This window comes from Pseudomonas sp. WS 5059 (assembly GCF_012985525.1).
Lineage (GTDB): Bacteria > Pseudomonadota > Gammaproteobacteria > Pseudomonadales > Pseudomonadaceae > Aquipseudomonas.
Map to the genome: position 1 here is coordinate 522,133 of NZ_JAAQWO010000002.1, position 16,772 is coordinate 538,904.

Sequence of the window (16,772 nt, forward strand, 5' to 3'; positions counted from 1 at the left end):
GACAGGTCCCACATTGGTTTATCGCTGTTCTTAAGTTCTGCGAAGAGACATTCATGTCCCAATCCCCACCCCCCAGCCAACCCGCCTACGTCCTGCACAGCCGCGCCTACCGCGAGACCAGCGCCCTGGTGGACTTCCTCACGCCCCAAGGCCGGCTACGCGCGGTACTGCGCAGCGCGCGGGGCAAGGCGGGCACGTTGGCGCGGCCATTCGTGGCCCTGGAGGTGGAGTTTCGCGGCAAGGGTGAGCTGAAAAACGTCGGCCGCCTGGAAAGCATCGGCACCTCGGCCTGGCTCAATGGCGAGGCGCTGTTCAGTGGCCTGTACCTCAACGAATTGCTGATCCGCCTGCTGCCCGCCGAAGACCCGCACCCCGCGGTGTTCGATCACTACGCCGCCACCTTGCTGGCCCTGGCCGAAGGCCGTCCCCTGGAGCCGCTGTTGCGTGCCTTCGAATGGCGCCTGCTCGACGACCTGGGCTACGGTTTTGAACTGAGCAACGACCTGCACGGCGAGCCAATCGCCAGCGACGGCATGTACCGCCTGCAAGTGGACGCCGGGCTGGAGCGCGTCTATCTGCTGCAACCGGGCCTGTTCCAGGGCACCGAACTGCTGGCCATGAGCGAGGCTGACTGGACAGCGCCTGGTGCCCTGTCTGCCGCCAAGCGCCTGATGCGCCAGGCCCTGGCCGTGCATCTGGGCGGTCGGCCGCTGGTCAGTCGCGAGTTGTTTCGAAAGCCCTGACATCCCCGTGTATGCTGTGCACCGATTCTTTCCCTTTTCAGGAGCGCTTCCGTGACCACCAGCAATCGCATTCTTCTTGGCGTCAACATCGACCACGTCGCCACCCTGCGCCAGGCCCGGGGCACTCGCTACCCTGATCCGGTGAAGGCTGCGCTGGATGCCGAAGAAGCAGGCGCCGACGGGATCACCGTGCACCTGCGCGAAGACCGCCGGCACATCCAGGAGCGCGACGTACTGGTGCTCAAGGACGTGCTGCAAACCCGCATGAACTTCGAAATGGGCATCACCGAAGAAATGATGGCCTTCGCCGAGCGCATCCGCCCGGCACATATCTGCCTGGTCCCGGAAACCCGCCAGGAACTGACCACCGAAGGCGGCCTGGATGTGGCCGGCCAGGAAGCGCGGATCAAAGCCGCCGTCGAGCGCCTGTCGCAGATCGGCAGTGAAGTCTCGCTGTTTATCGACGCCGACGAACGGCAGATCGAAGCCTCGCGCCGTGTGGGCGCCCCGGCCATTGAGTTGCACACCGGGCGCTACGCCGATGCCACAACCCCGACCGAAGTCGCCGACGAACTGCAACGCATCATCGATGGCGTGGCCTGCGGCCTGCGTGAGGGCCTGGTGGTCAACGCCGGCCATGGCCTGCACTACCACAACGTCGAAGCCGTGGCGGCGATCAAGGGCGTCAACGAACTGAACATCGGCCACGCCCTGGTCGCCCATGCGCTGTTCGTCGGTTTCAAGGGCGCGGTCGCTGAGATGAAAGCGCTGATCCTGGCCGCCGCCAAGCCCTAACCAACGCTGAAGACCCAACGTGGGACGGGCTTGTGTGGGAGCGGGCTTGCCCGCGATAAGGGAGTTTCAGTCGATACCTCTATTGACTGACACAGCGCTATCGCGGGCAAGCCCGCTCCTACACAAGCCCTTTCCCACATGCGGCAATGCGAAGCCTTACTGTTTAGCCGGCAGGGGTGTATCGTATTTGCCCTTTGCGGGCCCTGGGCCCGCGCAGATCCGTGAGGTTGTTGTGTCCCGATCCTTTTCCCGTCGACAAATCCTTGGTGGCCTCGCCGGCCTGGCAGTGGTGGGTGTCGGTGCCGGTGGCGCCTATCGCTACTGGCTGGGGAAAGTCGCGGACGCCAGCGCCGGGCGTGATTACGAGTTGATTGCCGCACCGTTGGACGTGGAACTGGTGCCGGGACACAAGACCCAAGCCTGGGCCTTTGGCCCCTCGGCGCCGGGCACCGAGTTGCGTGTACGCCAGGGCGAATGGCTGCGGGTGCGCTTTATCAACCACCTGCCCGTTGCCACCACCATCCACTGGCACGGCATCCGCCTGCCCCTGGAAATGGACGGCGTGCCGTACGTCTCGCAATTGCCGGTACTGCCTGGCGAGTATTTCGACTACCAGTTCCGCGTGCCCGACGCCGGCAGCTACTGGTATCACCCCCATGTCAGCAGCAGCGAAGAACTGGGCCGTGGCCTGGTCGGCCCATTGATTGTCGAGGAGCGCGAGCCCACCGGCTTCCAGCACGAACGCACCCTGAGCCTGAAAAACTGGCATATCGACGAGCAGGGTGAATTTGTCGAGTTCAGCATCCCCCGCGAAGCAGCCCGTGGCGGTACGGCCGGGCGCCTGTCGACCATCAACGGTGTGCCGCAGGCGGTCATCGACCTGCCTGCCGGGCAAATCACCCGGGTGCGCCTGCTCAACCTCGACAACACCCTGACCTATCGCCTGAACATTCCCAACGCCCAGGCGCAGATCTATGCGCTGGACGGCAACCCCATCGAGCCACGGCCTTTGGGCAAGGAATACTGGCTAGGCCCGGGCATGCGCATTTGCCTGGCAATCAAGGCTCCGCCGGCCGGCGAAGAGCTGTCGATCCGCAATGGCCCGGTGCGCCTGGGTACCTTCCGCTCCGTGGCTAATACCGATGCGCCGGGCGAGTGGCCGCCCGCGTTGCCGGCCAACCCGATTGCCGAGCCGGACCTGGCCAATGCCGAGAAACTCAACTTCAATTTCGAATGGGTCGGCTCGGTCTCGGTCAACGTCGAAAACAGGCCGCCGAGCCTGTGGCAGATCAACGGCCAGGCCTGGGATATCACCGACAAGACCTGCGCCGACCGCCCGATTGCCAAGCTCGAGTTGGGCAAGAGCTATATTTTCGAACTGAAGAACATGACCCAGTACCAGCACCCGATCCACCTGCATGGCATGAGCTTCAAGGTCATCGCCTCGAACCGCCATAAAGTCACGCCGTACTTCACCGACACCTACCTGCTGGGCAAGAACGAGCGCGCCCGCGTGGCGTTGGTGGCGGATAACCCCGGGGTGTGGATGTTCCATTGCCATGTGATCGACCACATGGAAACCGGCCTGATGGCCGCCATCGAGGTGGCGTGATGCGCCAGATTCGCCCCACGGCGATCATCGACCGCAGCCGTGACCAGGACTTCATGCGTGAAGCCCTGGCTCTTGCCGCCCAGGGCGCGGCCCTGGGTGAAGTACCGGTAGGCGCGGTGCTGGTGCAGGACGGCGAAATCATCGGGCGCGGCTTCAACTGCCCGATCAGCGGCAGCGACCCCAGCGCCCATGCCGAGATGGTCGCCATCCGCGCGGCGGCCCAGGCCGTCAGCAACTACCGCCTGCCGGGCAGCACGCTGTACGTGACCCTTGAGCCGTGCAGCATGTGCGCCGGGCTGATCGTCCACTCGCGCATCGCCCGGGTGGTGTACGGCGCGCTGGAGCCCAAGGCCGGGATTGTGCAGAGCCAGGGACAGTTCTTCAGCCAGGGCTTTCTCAATCACCGGGTGTTGTATGAAGGCGGGGTACTGGCCGAGGAGTGTGGGACGGTGTTGAGTGAGTTCTTCAAGGCCAGAAGGGCCAAGCCCAGCACCTGATCTCAATGTGAAAACCCAATCACTGTGGGAGCTGGCTTGCCTGCGATAGCGGTCTGCCAGTTGCCAAATGTGTAGCTGACCCACCGCTATCGCAGGCAAGCCAGCTCCCACATTCTTGATCTGCATTTTCTCAGGGCGATTGGGGGTTACTTCTTGGCGATAATCACCGCGCGCATCGGCGCCGGCAGCCCTTCAATCGTCTTGCTGTGATCTTCAGGGTCGAGGAAGTCACTCAAGGACTGATACTTCATCCACTCTGTCCCACGCTGTTCCTCGACCGTGGTCACGCTCACATCCACGCAACGCACTTCGCTGAACCCGGCACGCCGCAGCCAGAGCATCAGCGCCGGCACCGAAGGCAGGAACCACACATTACGCATCTGTGCGTAACGGTCTTCTGGCACCAGTACCTGTTGTTGATCACCCTCGATCACCAACGTCTCCAGCACCAGTTCGCCACCCTTGACCAGGCAATCCTTGAGCGCCAGCAAATGCTCGATCGGCGAGCGGCGATGGTAGAACACGCCCATGGAGAACACCGTGTCGAAACCTTCCATGTTCGGCGGCAGGTCCTCGAACGGGAACGGCAGGTGCCAGGCGTTGGGGGCCGACAGGTAGCGCTGCACCGCCTGGAACTGGCAGAAGAACAGCCAGTTGGGATCCACGCCAATCACACTGTCGGCGCCGGCGCCGAGCATGCGCCACATGTAATAACCGTTGCCACAGCCCACATCGAGGATGCGCTTGCCTTTGAGGTTCAGGTGCGGCGCGACCCGCGACCATTTCCAGTCCGAGCGCCATTCGGTGTCCACATGCACCCCGAACAGGTTGAACGGCCCCTTGCGCCACGGGCTCAGGCCCATCAGCGCGGCATGCATCTGCTCACGGGTTGCGTCATCGCAATCGGTGTCCAGGGTCAGGCCGTTCAGCAGGTCGATTTTGCTTGGCAGGATCTTGGGCAAGGCGTCCAGCGCACTTTGCCAGCGGGCCAGGTCGCCATGGCCCTTTTCCATCTTTGCATCGAGTTGTGCTTGCAGGCCCTGGGCCCATACGGCCAGGGGAGTGCCGACCAGATGGCGGGCGAGGGGAGACAGATCAATCATGGCAAGGCAATCAACGAGGCAAAGTTAAGACACTGGAACCACGGCACGACTTTCGAGAACCCGGCCGCCAGCAGGCGTTCACGGTGTTCCTCGAGGCTGTCGGGCTTCATGACGTTTTCGATGGCGCTGCGCTTCTGGGCGATTTCCAGTTCGCTGTAGCCGTTGGCGCGCTTGAACGCCACGTGTAGATCGGTGAGCAATGCATGTTCTTCGGGATCATTGAAGCGCAGTTTTTCCGAGAGAATCAGCGCGCCACCCGGCAGCAGCGCCTGGCGAATCCGCCCAAGCAGCGCCAGGCGCTCCTCGGGGGCGATAAATTGCAGGGTGAAATTCAGCGCCACCACCGAGGCCGGCTGGAACTGCAGGGCGAGGATATCGCCTTCGATTACCTCCACCGGCAGCAGCTCCTGGAACATCGAGTCCTGGCCGTTGAGGTATTCGCGGCAGCGCTCGACCATCGCCGCCGAGTTATCCACAGCGATCACCCGGCAGCCGTCGGTGCGCACATGGCGCCGCAGGGCCTGGGTCACCGCGCCCAGGGACGAACCCAGGTCATACAGCACACTGCCCGGCTGGGCGAACTGCGCTGCCAGTACGCCGAGGTTCTCGACAATGGTCGGGTAACCGGGCACCGAACGCTTGATCATGTCCGGGAACACCCGCACCACGTCCTCGTTAAAGGCGAAGTCCGGCACCTGGGGCAAGGGCTGGGCGAATAGGCGATCGGGTTCTTTGCTCACGGCTGTTCCGGCGACGAAGTGGAAAAGGCCGGCATTTTAGCCAGGTTGGCGAGGCGATGCGCGGGTTGTCTGATGGAAAGCCGATGCGGTGATGCCCCATTGCCCCAACCAGTAGGTGATGATCAACAGATACGGCGCCGCATCGAAGGTCACCACAAAGCGGTTGATGCCGATCAGCGTGTCGGAAAACACAAACAACGCCGCGCCGATGGCCGCCAGCTGTGCCGAGCGCTTGGGCACGTCGCTACCCAGGCGAGCCAGCGCACGCCAGAGCATGGCGCTGATCACCAACGCGTACACCACCACCGGAATCAGCAAATCGCCCAGGCCGTGGGAAATCAGGATGCTCAACAAAATTGCCCCAACCCCCAGCGCCAGGGCCAGTGGCAACAGCGCCGGGCGGCGGCAGTCGCTGAAGTAGGCCTTGAGGTACGCCAGGTGCGCGAACAAAAACGCGCCCAGGCCGAAGATAAACAGGTCGCCGGGCCAGGCCAGCAACACATCGCCCACTACGGAGAAAATCAACCCCAGGCTGATCCAGCGTCGATAGTCGCTGGGCGGCGCGTCATGCAGCCAGCCCAGCATCGCCAGCACCGGTAGCGGCTTGACCAACAGGCAAAGCAAGGTGGCATGCGTGCTCAGACCGTAGATAAAGGTACCGGCACCCATCAACGCAAGAATCATCCATGGCATATCAGTTCACCGTAATGGCGCAGTCAAAGGTGTCCACCGGATTCACTTCCGGGGCCCAGGGTTGTTGGGAGGTCAGGCGCAGGCGGCCGCTACCTGGGGTAAAGGCCTGGAAGCGCCAGGTGGATTGCCCGGCGGCACCCACCACGCCCGCGTCCTCGGGGTTGCTGTAGACCTCGGGGCCGAGGCTGCGCAGCACGCCGCCGGCCGAATCCTGGATCGCCCAGCGATAACCGGTGGTGGGGTTGCTCGGCAAGGTCAGGGTCAGGTTTTGCCCGGCCTTGAGCTTGAGCGGGCAGGCGCTCTGTTTTTCGACGGTGACGTTTTGCTTCGGTGCACTGGCGCAAGCCCCGAGCAGGGCGAGGCTTAGCGCAAGAAGCAGGCGGGCAGCGGTCATGAAGGCTCCGTTTATTGGCGACGAAGGGCGAGCATAACCGAAGATGAGACAAGGTGTTACAGCAGGGTTTTGATGTTGGCCGTGCTGGCCCTATCGCGGGCAAGCCCGCTCCTACAGAGTACGCATTCCAACTGTAGGACCGGGCTTGCCCGCGATGAGGCCAGTGCAGGCGCTACAGAACTATCAGAACAACACCTTCGCCACATCCGCAAACCGCTTGGCAAAGTGCACCGTCATGCCCTCTTTGAGGTACTCCGGCAATTCCTCGAAGCTGCCACGGTTAGGCTCTGGCAGGATCAACTCGTGAATCTTCTGCCGCCGCGCCGCAATTACCTTCTCGCGCACACCGCCAATCGGCAGTACATGCCCGGTCAGGGTCAGTTCGCCGGTCATGGCCACGCCTTTTTTCGGCGGCTGGTTGCGTGCCAGCGAGAGCAACGCACTGGCCATGGTCACCCCGGCACTTGGGCCGTCCTTGGGCGTGGCGCCTTCCGGCACGTGCAGGTGCACGAAGGCTTCGTCGAAGAACTTCGGGTCACCGCCAAACGACTTCAGGTTGGAACTGATGTAGCTGTAGGCGATTTCGGCGGATTCCTTCATCACTTCACCCAACTGCCCGGTGAGCTTGAAGCCGCGATTGAGCGTGTGGATGCGCGTCGCCTCGATCGGCAAGGTGGCGCCACCCATGCTGGTCCAGGCCAGGCCGGTGATGACACCCGTGCCCGACAGTACCTGCTCGTTACGGAACACCGGCATGCCCAGGGAGCTTTCCAGGTCCTTGTTGCCGATCTTGATCACCGAGTCCGGCTCATCCAGCAGCTTGACCACCGCCTTGCGTACCAGCTTGCCCAGTTGCTTCTCCAACTGGCGCACCCCGGCTTCGCGGGCATAGCCGTCGATCAACGCGCGCAGGGCGCCGTCGGTGATGCTCAGGCTGGTTTTTGCCACACCGGCTTTTTCCAGCTGCTTGGGCCACAGGTGGCGCTTGGCGATGGCGACTTTTTCTTCGGTGATGTAGCCCGACAGGCGAATCACTTCCATGCGGTCCAGCAACGGGCCGGGGATCGAGTCCAGGGTGTTGGCGGTACACACGAACAGCACTTTGGACAGGTCCAGGCGCAGGTCCAGGTAGTGGTCGAGGAATTCGACGTTCTGTTCCGGGTCGAGGGTTTCCAGCAGGGCCGACGCCGGGTCGCCCTGGTAGCTCTGGCCCATCTTGTCGATCTCGTCGAGCATGATCACCGGGTTCATCACTTCTACATCTTTGAGCGCCTGCACCAGCTTGCCCGGCAGGGCGCCGATGTAGGTGCGGCGATGGCCCTTGATCTCGGCCTCGTCGCGCATGCCGCCGACGCTGAAGCGGTAGAACGGCCGCCCCAGGGACTCGGCAATCGATTTGCCGACGCTGGTCTTGCCCACGCCCGGCGGGCCCACCAGCAGCACGATGGAGCCGGCGACTTCGCCTTTATAGGCGCCCACGGCAAGGAACTCGAGGATGCGACTCTTGATGTCGTCCAGCCCCGCATGGTGTTTATCCAGGACTTTGCGTGCGTGCTTGAGGTCGAGCTTGTCCTCCCCATACACGCCCCACGGCACCGAAGTGGCCCAGTCCAGGTAGTTGCGCGTCACCGCGTACTCCGGCGATCCGGTCTCGAGGATCGACAGCTTGTTCAGCTCTTCATCAATGCGCTTCTGCGCCTGGGCCGGCAGCACCTTGCCTTCCAGGCGTTGCTCGAACTGCTCGACGTCGGCACTGCGGTCATCCTTGGTCAACCCCAGCTCCTGCTGGATCACCTTGAGCTGTTCCTTGAGGAAGAACTCGCGCTGGTGCTCGCCGATCTTGCGGTTCACCTCGGCGGAGATTTCCTTTTGCAGGCGCGCAACTTCCACCTCTTTGCGCAGCATCGGCAAGACTTTTTCCATGCGCTTGAGCATCGGCACGCAGTCCAGCACTTCCTGCAACTCGTTGCCGGTGGCCGAGGTCAGTGCGGCGGCGAAGTCGGTCAGGGGCGACGGGTCGTTGGGGCTGAAGCGGTTGAGGTAGTTCTTCAGCTCTTCGCTGTACAGCGGGTTGAGCGGCAGCAGTTCCTTGATCGCATTGATCAGCGCCATGCCGTAGGCCTTGACCTCATCGGTCGGCTCGCTGGGCTGGTGCGGGTATTCGACTTCTACCAGGTACGGTGGGCGGTGATGCTTGAGCCAGGTCTTGATGCGCACGCGGGTCAGGCCCTGGGCAACGAACTGCAGCTTGCCGTTTTCGCGGCTGGCGTGATGCACCTTGACCAGGGTGCCGTACAGCGGCAGGGCGGAGGTGTCGAAATGCCGTGGGTCTTCGGGTGGCGTGTCCATGAAGAACAGCGCGAGGGAGTGATGGTCGGATTTGCTCACCAACTCCAGGGTCTCGGCCCAGGGTTCTTCATTGACGATCACCGGCAACACTTGCGCCGGGAAGAACGGGCGGTTGTGGATCGGGATGATATAGACCTTGTCCGGCAGGTTTTGCCCAGGCAGGGCCAGGCCGGTGTTGGACGACGGGGTTTGTGCGTTTTCGGGGTCGGCGTAGTCGTTGAGGTCGATATCGGGGAATTCTTGCTGGTCGCTCATGGGGCACCTGCATAGTGAAGTATGGAGGTTAGATGGGGCAGGTGAGCGGTGGTTTCAATGGCGGCGGGTGGTTAGCAACAAATTGCATGATATTTCGACGTCAGCGCGGTGCCGCTGCGGGAACGGGCAAGTCACCGCGCACCGGCACTCTCTTGCGCAAAAAAACACGGCGATTTGAGGCCTGCCTGCGGGGTTTAGACGGTGATCTGTCGTCAAAATAATGTCAGCCAGGCGCCCGCATTTATTAGGTTTACTTCTGCCCGGCTGCGGCTAATCTGGGTTTTCCAAATGCCCCGAGAGAACGGGCATTTATTTGACACCGGGTCTGCAGTCGCGAGGGATGCGTATGACAAAAGGACGCTTGAGCTGGGGCGCGGGCACGCTGCCAGGAGGCAAGCGAATGAAGTGGCGCCACGCTTTCCAGACGCGGCTGGTCGGGGTGTTGGGGTTATTGCTGCTAGTGGTGGTGGGCGCGGTGTACTTCGCCGTGAAGGTTGCCACCACCCGTGCCGTGGAAAACCAGGCCCAGGTGCAACTGGAGACCGGCAGCCGGGTGTTCGAGCGCCTGCTGGACCTGCGCGGACGGCGCCTGCAATACGGCCTGGACTGGCTGACGGTGGACGAGCAATTTCGCCGCGCGGTCGCCGAGGGCCAGCCGGCACCGATCCTCGCTGCCCTGCGCCGGCATGGCAGCGGGATCCGTTCCAGCGAGGTGTTTGTGCTGGGGCTCGATGGCCAGGTCATCGTCAGCACTCTGGCTGGCGTGCCGGCGCAGCAAGCCTTCCCCTATGCCGATGCACTGCGCCATGCCCGGCGCAACTCCCTGCAAATGTTGATCGTCGCCCTGGCCGGCCAGCCGTTTTTGCTGGTGCAGGAAGAGGTGCTGGACCCGCTGCCCATTGCGCGGGTGGTCATGGGCTTTTCCATGGATGAGGTGTTTGCCGCCGAATTGCGCTCCCTGAGCAATCTGGAGGTGTCGTTCATGAGCATGGACCAGGGGCAGCCGGGCACCCTGTTCAGCACCCAGCCCTCGGCCGACCGCCCGGCCATCATCCAGGCGCTGCAGGAATCGAGCACCGCCGAGCTGGCGCAGATGAGCGAATTGCACGGCCAGCGTTTTCTCAGCCAGGTCCTGCCCCTGGCCAACACCGGTGATGGCGGGCAAGTCATGGCTTTGCTGCAAAGCCCGCTGGACCATGCCCTGCAATCCTTTGCGCCGCTGGACCGGCAGTTTCTCGGCATCGCCCTGGCAGCCCTGCTGGTCTCGCTGGTGGGCGCGCTGTTGATGGCGCGCCGCGTGTCCCGCCCTCTCGATGCCCTGGTGCAGGCGGCCGAGCGTATTGGCGGCGGGGATTACCGCACCCCAGTGGCGGTGCGCGGCAAAGATGAGTTCGGCCTGCTGGCCCGGGCCTTCAACGCGATGCAAAGCGGCATTGCCGTACGTGAGCGGCAGTTGGCGCACAACGCCCTGCACGATGCGCTGACCGGCCTGCCCAACCGCGCGCTGGCCATGGAACGCCTGGGCAGTGCGATCAGTGCACGGCGGCCGGTGGTAGTGCTGTACCTGGGGATTGAAAACTACCGGGTGATCAACGAAGGCTTTGGCCCCCAGGGCGTCGAGGAAATGCTGCGTGAGGCCAGCCGCTGCCTGCTGTCGAGCCTGGCGGCGGGGGATTCGGCGGCGCGCATTACCGGCAGCGAATTCCTCGTATTGCTGGAAAACACCAAGCTCGACAGCGCCGTGGCCCGCGCCGACCGCCTGTACAGCCTGTTGACCGAGCCGCAGCGGGTCGGTGGCGACGAACTACGCCACGAAGTGAGCATGGGTATTGCCGCCTACCCCGAGGATGGCCAGCAGGTCGAAGAGTTGATCAGCCGCGCCGCCATTGCCCGTCACGACGCGGCCGCGCTGCCTGGCTATTTACAGATTTACCAACAGGACCGCGACCTCGCCCATCAACGCCAGATCAGCCTGATCCGCGACCTGCGCCGCGCCGCCATCGAAGACGAACTGTTCCTGTGCTATCAACCCAAGCTCGACCTGCGCCACGGCTATGTGCGCCAGGCCGAGGCGCTGTTGCGCTGGCAGCACCCGACCCTGGGCCTGGTGTCCCCCGCCGAATTCATCCCCCTGGCCGAACGCTCCGGCAGCATGGCCAGCCTGACGCACTGGGTGATCGAAGAGGCGATCCGCCAGTTGGCAGAGTGGAGCGTGCGTGGGCTGGAAGTGCAGCTGTCGCTGAATATTTCGGTGGACGACCTGGGCGATGAAGGGCTGGCACCACGGGTCACCGAGCTGCTGGAACTGCACGGGGTGCTGGCCGGGCAGTTGATTTTCGAAATCACCGAAAGCGCGATCATGCACAACCCGGAACAGGCGTTGCGCATTCTCGAGCAATTGCGCGGCTGTGGCATCAGCCTGTCGGTGGACGACTTCGGTACCGGCTACTCGTCCCTGGCCCAATTGCAGCGCTTGCCGGTGCAGGAACTGAAGATCGACCAGTCGTTCGTGCGCAACCTCGACAGCACCAGCGGCGACGCGGTGATCGTGCGTTCGACCATCGAGATGAGCCACAACCTGGGGCTCAAGGTGGTGGCCGAAGGGGTGGAGTTCGAACCCAGCCTGAGGCTGCTCAAACAATGGAATTGCGACACCGCCCAGGGCTACCTGATCAGCCGGCCATTGAATGCCATGGCCTTTGAGATGTGGATGCGCCGCGATCGCAGCACGGTGTGACGGGCCCGGCGCGGTCAACATGTGGGAGAGGGCTTATGTGGGAGAGGGCTTGTGTGGGAGCTGGCTTGCCTGCGATAGCGGTGGGTCAGTGCAACATATGCCAACTGATCCAGCGCTATCGCAGGCAAGCCAGCTCCCACATTTGAGCGGTATTTCAAATAAAAAACCCCGGAATCCCGGGGTTTTTTGTTGCAGCTGTCGCTTAATCCGCCAGCTTGAACGCCATCACATAGTCACCCTGCTTGGTCCCCAGGGAACCATGACCGCCCGCCACGACCAGCACGTATTGCTTGCCGTCCTTGCCGGTGTAGGTCATCGGGGTGGTTTGCGCGCCCGCAGGCAGGCGGCCTTCCCACAGTTGCTTGCCGTTTTTCACATCATAGGCACGCAGGTACTGGTCGAGGGTACCGCTGAGGAAGGACACGCCACCGGCCGTGGTGAAGGTCCCGCCCAGGCTTGGCACGCCCATGCTCAGGGGGATGGGCACTGGCGAGCTGTCACGCACGGTGCCGTTCTTGTGCATCCAGATGGTCTTGTTGTTGGTCAAGTCCACAGCGGCCACATAACCCCAGGCCGGCGCCTGGCACGGCAGGCCCATGGGCGAGAGCATCGCTTCCAGGACCACGCCATAAGGCGTGCCTTTGTTCGGCTGCACGCCTTCGGTCTCGCTGACACGCGGGCCCATGGCGGCGATTTTTTCCGCCGGGATCATGGTCGACTTGAACGCCATGTAGCTTGGGTTGACGAACGCGATCTGGCGTACCGGGTCAACCGAGATGCCGCCCCAGTCGAACACGCCGAAGTTGCCTGGGTAGACGATCGAGCCTTGCAGCGATGGCGGGGTAAACGGGCCGTCGTAGCGCAGGGACTTGAAGTCGATCCGGCACAGCAGTTGGTCGAACGGGGTCACGCCCCACATGTCACGTTCCTTGAGGGGCGGTGGCATGAAGTTGAGGTCGGACTTGGGCTGGGTTGGCGAGGTGTGATCGCCCGCGACCGCGCCTTGCGGTACCGGGATTTCGTTGATCGGCACCACCGGCTCGCCCGTTGCGCGGTCGAGCACGTAGATGCTGCCTTGCTTGGTCGAGGCCATTACGGCTTGCTTCACGCCGGCGGCGGTCTTGATGTCGATCAGGCTTGGCTGGCCGCCCACGTCCATGTCCCACAGGTCATGGTGAGTGAACTGGAAATGCCAGCGCACTTTACCGCTGTCGATATCCAGGGCAGTCAGGCCGGCAGCATGCAGCTCGGAAGCCGGGGTACGGTAGCCACCGAACTGGTCCGGGGTCTGGTTGCCCATCGGCAGGTAGAGCATGCCGAGTTTTTCATCGACCGCGAACATCGACCACATGTTGGGCGAGTTGCGGGTGTAGGTCTTGCCTTCGGCAATCGGCGTGGTGTCGTCCGGGTTGCCGCTGTCCCAGTTCCACACCAGCTTGCCGGTGTGCACGTCGAACGCGCGGATCACGCCGCTCGGCTCGTCGGTGGAGACGTTATCGGTGACGTGACCGCCAATCACCACCAGGTTCTTGGTGACGGCTGGCGGCGAGGTGGAGTAGTAGCCACCGGGGGCGAACGTGCCGATGTTGGCGCCCAGGTCGACCTGGCCTTTGTCGCCGAAGTCTTCACACATCTTGCCGGTGTCGGCGTTCAGGGCGATCAGGCGGGTGTCGGCAGTCGGCAGGAAGATGCGGCGCGGGCAGGCATTGGCGGCTGGCGCAGCGGCGCCGGTGGCCGGGCTTTGCTCGGTGGCGGCATAGGCTGCGTCATCGTGATACGACACGCCACGGCAGGTCATGTGTGCCCAACCCTTGAAGTTCGCGGCTTTTTGCGTCGAGAGCTTGGGGTCGAAACGCCAGATTTCCTTGCCGGTATCCGGGTCAAGGGCAATCACCTGGCTGTGCGGGGTACACACGTAGAGCATGCCGTTGACTTTCAGCGGGGTGTTTTCCGCGGTGGTTTCGCCGGGGTCGCCCGGTCCAGGCAGGTCGCCGGTGCGATAAGTCCAGGCCGGTACCAGCTTGTGGGCATTTTGCGGGGTGATCTGCGCCAGCGGCGAGTAACGGTCACCGAAGGCCGAGCGGCCATAGGAATTCCAGTCGCCATCGGCCTGGGCCGGCGCGGCATTGGTCATGCCCGGTACCGCGTCGCGATCCAGCTGGCCCTTGATTTCACCGGGGTTGGTGAACTGGCTGGCGATGGCGGTTGCGCCGGCCAGCACCACGGCCACGCTCAGCGCGCCGGTGCCCAGCGGGGCGGGTTGACCACGCAGCAGGGGACGGCGCAACCACGGCAGCAGCATGACGATGCCCAAGGCGAACAGCAGGGCCAGGCGCGGCACCAGTTGCCACCAGTCCAGGCCGACTTCCCACAGGGCCCACACCGTACTGGCGAACAGCACCACCGCGTACAGGCCCAGCGCCGCGCGGCGCGTGGCCAGCAGCAGGAGGCCGGTCAGGGTGATGCCGATACCGGCCAGCAGGTAGTACAGCGACCCGCCGAGCATGCTCAGCTTGATGCCCCCGGCCAACAAGGCCAGGCCCATGATCAGCAGCAAGATCCCCAGCAACCTGGGCAGCAGGCGGCTTGGACTTGAAGCACCATCAGTGCTCATAGTGTGATTCTCCGTGACGTTTAAGGTAGTCCCGCGCTTGTTCACTGTAGATGACGTTTGCGCACAGGCTTGGTTCAGGGCTAATTGCGTTTATTGCGATTCAAAAGGACGCTTGCAGCTTGATCCCGCCGACCAGCGCGTCATCCACCTGGGCGACGGCCCCCGGATGACGGATGTATTGCAGGTTCGGGCGCACGGTCAGCCAGTTGCTGACGTGCACGCCGTAATAGAGCTCGGCGCTGTATTCGGTGTCTTGCACTGGCAGGTAGGCGCCGTCGTCAAAATCGTAGAGCGCACTGGCCTGGTTGCGGGCCTGGGCGTTCTTGCGATAGGCCGGGTTGACGTGCACGCGGGCCACGGCAAAGCCGATATCGTCGCGGGCGCGGGCATCGAAGGGGCCTTTGTAAACCACACCTGCCTGCACATAGTTATCCACAGCGTTGGTTTTCTTATCGTGCATCGTCGCGTTGGCGAACACGCTCAAGCCACGGGAGTGGTCACTGGCCAGGCTGGTGACTTGCTGCTGCACACCCAGCCACACGCCATGCTTGCTGGAGGCGCTGCGATAGGCCTCGCCACTGACGGCGGCGGGTTGGTCGTGGCGGTCCTTGTACACATCGCTGGCCTTGGCGCTGCTGTAGTAGTAGCCGGCGCGGTATTCGCCCGGCAGGTCGTGGAACGTTGGCGTCCACACCAGCTCCACCGGTAATAGGGCGCCCTGGGTGCCGCTGCCGCTGAGCTTGAAGCCATTGCCGCGATCGAGGTTGGACGGGTTCTGCTCAAAGGCGCCGATTTGCGCGTACAGCTCGGGCGTCAGGTGGTATTTGACCCGCAGCGCCCATTGGCTCACCGGCCAGTTGTACCAGATGCCACCGACCCAATTGCCCACCTGGGAGCCGCAGAACGCCAGGTTCTGAAAGTCGCAGGGGAAGCTGTTGAAGTCTTCGCCTTCGCCAAAACGCCCAGCTTTGATATCCAGTTTCTGGTCGAAGAATTTCTGCTGGTACCACATCTGCGTCAGGCGCCAGGTCTGGCCACGGCCCCAGACTTCCTGGGACGAGGTAAAGCCGCCGACCCGCGGGTCGTTGATGCGGTCGTTGCTGATGTTATTGCCACTGCGCTCGGTGATCGTCAGTTGGAACTCGGCGTCGTGCCAGCCGAGGATCTTCTGCAGATCCAAGTGGCTGCCGAAGGCCCACTGGTCGCTATAGCGAGCGGTGCGGTCATGGTCCGAGCCGCCTTGCAGGTTGCTGCCCATCTCGCCTGTGTAGTCGATCTTGAAGTCATAGCCTTGCTCAGACAGCGCTGTCCGGGAACCGCCAAGATCACCCAGCATCCACGGGGACTCATGGTCAAAGGCAGGGACGGCCTGGGCGCAGTCGATCAGGCACAAAGGCAGCAGCGCAGCGCACAGGCGCAGTGTTGGGAAAGCAGGCATAGGCAAGGGCAGGTCTTAATAGTTTTTGGTTTTAGTACGCAAACGGCGGCCGGGGGATGGACGCTCATCAGGTCTGGCTGAATGATGAAACGTTTCAGTTTGTTGCAGGCAAGGATAAAGCGCCGGCTCGGGGAGAGAAAGGGCTAATCGCAAGATGGATTATTTCGGATTTGGTAACAGTCGGCGCAGATACCGCAGAGCGATGTGGGAGCAGGCTTGCCCACTCCCACAGGGGGGCTCCTTTACAGCACGAGTTTGGCTAGACAACGCAATTTAATGTGGGAGCTGACTTGCCTGCGATAGCGTTGTGTCAGCACCGGATAAGCTGGCTGACCCACCGCCATCGCGGGCAAGCCCACTCCCACAGGGGGGCTCGTTTGCAGCACGAGTTTGGCTAGACAACTCAATTTAATGTGGGAGCTGGCTTGCCAGCGATAGCGTTGTGTCGGCACCGGATAAGCTGGCTGACCCACCGCCATCGCGGGCAAGCCCGCTCCCACAGGGGGGCTCGTTTACAGCACGAGTTTGGCTAGACAACACAATTTAATGTGGGAGCTGGCTTGCCAGCGATAGCGTTGTGTCGGCACCGGATAAGCTGGCTGACCCACCGCCATCGCGGGCAAGCCCGCTCCCACAGGGGGGCTCGTTTACAGCACGGGTTTGGCTAGACAACTCAATTTAATGTGGGAGCTGGCTTGCCAGCGATAGCGTTGTGTCAGCACCGGATAAGCTGGCTGACCCACCGCCATCGCGGGCAAGCCCGCTCCCACAGGGGGGCTCGTTTGCAGCACGAGTTTGGCTA

12 protein-coding genes are annotated in these 16,772 nt (G+C 63.0%); 5 read left to right on the forward strand and 7 right to left on the reverse strand.

Annotation, left to right across the window (positions count from 1 at the left end; translation table 11 throughout):
* Positions 1-53: 53 nt before the first annotated feature.
* The 4 genes from recO (at position 54) to tadA (ending at position 3,647) form a co-directional block, all read left to right on the forward strand.
* The gene (recO, locus tag HBO12_RS07160) at positions 54-743 is read left to right on the forward strand and encodes a DNA repair protein RecO (RefSeq protein WP_169954502.1); all 690 of its coding nucleotides are present in this window, start codon (positions 54-56) and stop codon (positions 741-743) included.
* 51 nt (positions 744-794) lie between these two features.
* Positions 795-1,538 (forward strand): pyridoxine 5'-phosphate synthase, encoded by a 744-nt coding sequence (pdxJ, locus tag HBO12_RS07165; RefSeq protein ID WP_170041799.1) that lies wholly within the window; start codon positions 795-797, stop codon positions 1,536-1,538.
* A gap of 232 nt (positions 1,539-1,770) precedes the next feature.
* Positions 1,771-3,150 carry a multicopper oxidase domain-containing protein gene (locus HBO12_RS07170; protein ID WP_169954500.1) on the forward strand — a complete coding sequence of 460 codons (1,380 nt, stop codon included), beginning with the start codon at positions 1,771-1,773 and terminating at the stop codon, positions 3,148-3,150.
* The gene (gene tadA, locus HBO12_RS07175) at positions 3,150-3,647 is read left to right on the forward strand and encodes a tRNA adenosine(34) deaminase TadA (protein WP_169954499.1); all 498 of its coding nucleotides are present in this window, start codon (positions 3,150-3,152) and stop codon (positions 3,645-3,647) included. Before HBO12_RS07170 ends, tadA begins: the two co-directional genes overlap by 1 nt.
* Before the next feature lie 146 nt (positions 3,648-3,793).
* On the opposite strand, the gene cmoB is transcribed toward tadA, so the two are convergent.
* The 5 genes from cmoB to lon all read right to left on the reverse strand — a co-directional run bounded on the left by cmoB (position 3,794) and on the right by lon (position 9,181).
* Complete coding sequence (gene cmoB, locus HBO12_RS07180) at positions 3,794-4,750, reverse strand: tRNA 5-methoxyuridine(34)/uridine 5-oxyacetic acid(34) synthase CmoB (protein WP_170041800.1); 957 nt, start codon at positions 4,748-4,750, stop codon at positions 3,794-3,796.
* A complete protein-coding gene (gene cmoA / locus HBO12_RS07185) occupies positions 4,747-5,490 on the reverse strand; it encodes a carboxy-S-adenosyl-L-methionine synthase CmoA (protein WP_169954497.1) in 744 nt (247 codons plus the stop codon). The genes cmoB and cmoA overlap by 4 nt, the downstream gene beginning before the upstream one ends.
* A 36-nt stretch (positions 5,491-5,526) precedes the next feature.
* Positions 5,527-6,183, reverse strand: a complete 657-nt coding sequence (locus HBO12_RS07190; RefSeq protein ID WP_169954496.1) for a lysoplasmalogenase — start codon at positions 6,181-6,183, stop codon at positions 5,527-5,529.
* A gap of 1 nt (position 6,184) precedes the next feature.
* The gene (locus HBO12_RS07195) at positions 6,185-6,577 is read right to left on the reverse strand and encodes a protease inhibitor I42 family protein (protein WP_169954495.1); all 393 of its coding nucleotides are present in this window, start codon (positions 6,575-6,577) and stop codon (positions 6,185-6,187) included.
* Positions 6,578-6,760: 183 nt separating this feature from the next.
* Complete coding sequence (gene lon / locus HBO12_RS07200; protein ID WP_262376934.1) at positions 6,761-9,181, reverse strand: endopeptidase La; 2,421 nt, start codon at positions 9,179-9,181, stop codon at positions 6,761-6,763.
* A 400-nt stretch (positions 9,182-9,581) separates the two neighbouring features.
* Between lon and HBO12_RS07205 the strand changes: the two genes are divergently transcribed.
* Positions 9,582-11,918, forward strand: a complete 2,337-nt coding sequence (locus HBO12_RS07205; protein ID WP_170041801.1) for a putative bifunctional diguanylate cyclase/phosphodiesterase — start codon at positions 9,582-9,584, stop codon at positions 11,916-11,918.
* A gap of 202 nt (positions 11,919-12,120) precedes the next feature.
* On the opposite strand, the gene HBO12_RS07210 is transcribed toward HBO12_RS07205, so the two are convergent.
* Both HBO12_RS07210 and HBO12_RS07215 read right to left on the reverse strand, forming a co-directional pair.
* Entirely contained in the window at positions 12,121-14,532 is a 2,412-nt protein-coding gene (locus tag HBO12_RS07210) for a glucose/quinate/shikimate family membrane-bound PQQ-dependent dehydrogenase (RefSeq protein ID WP_169954493.1), read from the reverse strand.
* 100 nt (positions 14,533-14,632) lie between these two features.
* On the reverse strand, positions 14,633-15,970 hold the full coding sequence (locus tag HBO12_RS07215; protein WP_170041956.1) for a carbohydrate porin: 1,338 nt from the start codon (positions 15,968-15,970) through the stop codon (positions 14,633-14,635).
* Between the last annotated feature and the right edge of the window lie 802 nt (positions 15,971-16,772).

Bases quoted from the DNA above. Each gene is read 5' to 3' on its own strand.
- recO (WP_169954502.1), top strand. From the start codon at position 54: ATGTCCCAATCCCCACCCCCCAGCCAACCCGCCTACGTCCTGCACAGC.
- tadA (WP_169954499.1), top strand. From the start codon at position 3,150: ATGCGCCAGATTCGCCCCACGGCGATCATCGACCGCAGCCGTGACCAG.
- cmoB (WP_170041800.1), bottom strand. From the start codon at position 4,750: ATGATTGATCTGTCTCCCCTCGCCCGCCATCTGGTCGGCACTCCCCTG.
- HBO12_RS07190 (WP_169954496.1), bottom strand. From the start codon at position 6,183: ATGCCATGGATGATTCTTGCGTTGATGGGTGCCGGTACCTTTATCTAC.
- HBO12_RS07195 (WP_169954495.1), bottom strand. From the start codon at position 6,577: ATGACCGCTGCCCGCCTGCTTCTTGCGCTAAGCCTCGCCCTGCTCGGG.
- lon (WP_262376934.1), bottom strand. From the start codon at position 9,181: ATGAGCGACCAGCAAGAATTCCCCGATATCGACCTCAACGACTACGCC.
- HBO12_RS07205 (WP_170041801.1), top strand. From the start codon at position 9,582: ATGAAGTGGCGCCACGCTTTCCAGACGCGGCTGGTCGGGGTGTTGGGG.
- HBO12_RS07210 (WP_169954493.1), bottom strand. From the start codon at position 14,532: ATGAGCACTGATGGTGCTTCAAGTCCAAGCCGCCTGCTGCCCAGGTTG.
- HBO12_RS07215 (WP_170041956.1), bottom strand. From the start codon at position 15,970: ATGCCTGCTTTCCCAACACTGCGCCTGTGCGCTGCGCTGCTGCCTTTG.